The following is a 1583-nucleotide window of genomic DNA, read 5'->3' on the forward strand; positions in this document are numbered from 1 at the left end:
ACTAGGGTCAGGACCTATTGATTGTCTGACGTCAGCGCCAATGGGACAGTTTAGGATGATTTGATAAGAGAGGGTTTCTGGCACATCGTAACCACCAAGGAGTGGAGATGAGACAGAAACCCGGAACACGTAAGAGCCACGGCGAGAAGGTCGTCAAAGACATTCGCCGAGTCACCCGCAAGCAGTATTCAGCGGAAGAGAAGATTAGGATCGTGCTGGACGGTCTGAAGGGCGAGGACAGCATAGCAGAGTTGTGCCGCCGTGAAGGCATTGCCCAGAGCCTCTACTACAGCTGGTCCAAGGAGTTCCTCGAAGCTGGTAAGAAACGCCTTGCCGGTGACACCGCGCGCGCAGCGACCTCGACCGAAGTCAAAGATCTGCGGCGAGAGGCCCGAGACCTCAAGGAAGTGGTTGCCGAGCAGACCCTTGAGTTGCGCCTTCTCAAAAAAGCATGATCGCGGATGGGGAAGACGACGAATGAGATATCCCGCATCTGAGAAACTGGAGATCATTCGCCTGGTCGAAGGCTCGCATCTCCCGACCAAGCGAACGCTGGGCATGCTGGGGATTCCCAGGACCCCCTTTTATCGCTGGTATGACCGGTATCTGTCGGGTGGCCCAGAGGCGCTTGACGATCGCAGCCCCAAACCGTCACAGGTCTGGAACCGCATTCCCGAGCCGGTGCGCGAGAAGATCAAAGACCTGGCCCTGAAAGAAAGCGACCTGTCGCCGCGCGAGTTAGCTGTGCAGTTCACAGACACAGAAAAGTATTTTGTGTCAGAGGCTTCGGTCTATCGCATCCTCAAGTCCTACGATCTGATCACCAGCCCGGCCTACGTGGTTCTGTCCGCCGCAGACGAGTTCAGAGACAAGACGACCCGACCGAACCAGCTTTGGCAGACCGACTTCACCTATCTCAAGGTCATCGGCTGGGGCTGGTTTTACCTGTCCACAATCCTCGACGACTACAGCCGCTACATCATCGCTTGGAAGCTTTGCACGACGATGAAGTCAGGCGACGTGACCGACACGTTGGACCTGGCGCTGCAAACATCGGGCTGCGATCAGGCGACGGTTCTGCACAAGCCGCGGCTGCTATCGGACAACGGTTCCAGTTACATATCTGGCGAACTGGCAGATTGGCTGGAAGATCGGCAGATGGATCATGTGCGTGGCGCGCCGTACCACCCCCAGACCCAGGGAAAGATTGAGCGGTGGCATCAGACGCTGAAGAACCGCATCCTGCTGGAAAACTACTATCTGCCGGGCGATCTCCGCCAGCAGATCGATGCCTTCGTCGATCACTACAACCATCGACGCTACCACGAAAGCCTGCAGAACCTAACGCCGGCCGACGTCTACTTCGGGCGCGGCCAGACCATTCTGCAACAACGAGAAAGGATCAAAAGAAAGACCATCGAAACCCGGCGCTCGCTTCACCGCAAATCCGCCGCATAATCAAACCAACCGGATGAGCCAGATCCTCTCTTAGGTGTTTGATCCCATGGTTTGATGGTGCGATCTGTTCTTTGGAATGGAAGGAAGCACTATGGGACAAGTTCGTCACGGGAGCGCCACGACCA

1 protein-coding gene is annotated in these 1583 nt (G+C 56.4%); it reads left to right on the forward strand.

Annotated elements, in window-relative coordinates; translation table 11 throughout:
• Window positions 1-107: 107 nt before the first annotated feature.
• Window positions 108-1458 (forward strand): IS3 family transposase gene (locus ACP151_RS17135; RefSeq protein WP_424980116.1). Its coding sequence is split into 2 segments (ribosomal slippage): window positions 108-445 and window positions 444-1458, totalling 1353 coding nucleotides; the frame shifts between segments, so codons are not numbered across the junction.
• Window positions 1459-1583 lie beyond the last annotated feature (125 nt).

Origin of the sequence: Leisingera sp. S232 (assembly GCF_049800895.1) — a bacterium.
Lineage (GTDB): Bacteria > Pseudomonadota > Alphaproteobacteria > Rhodobacterales > Rhodobacteraceae > Leisingera.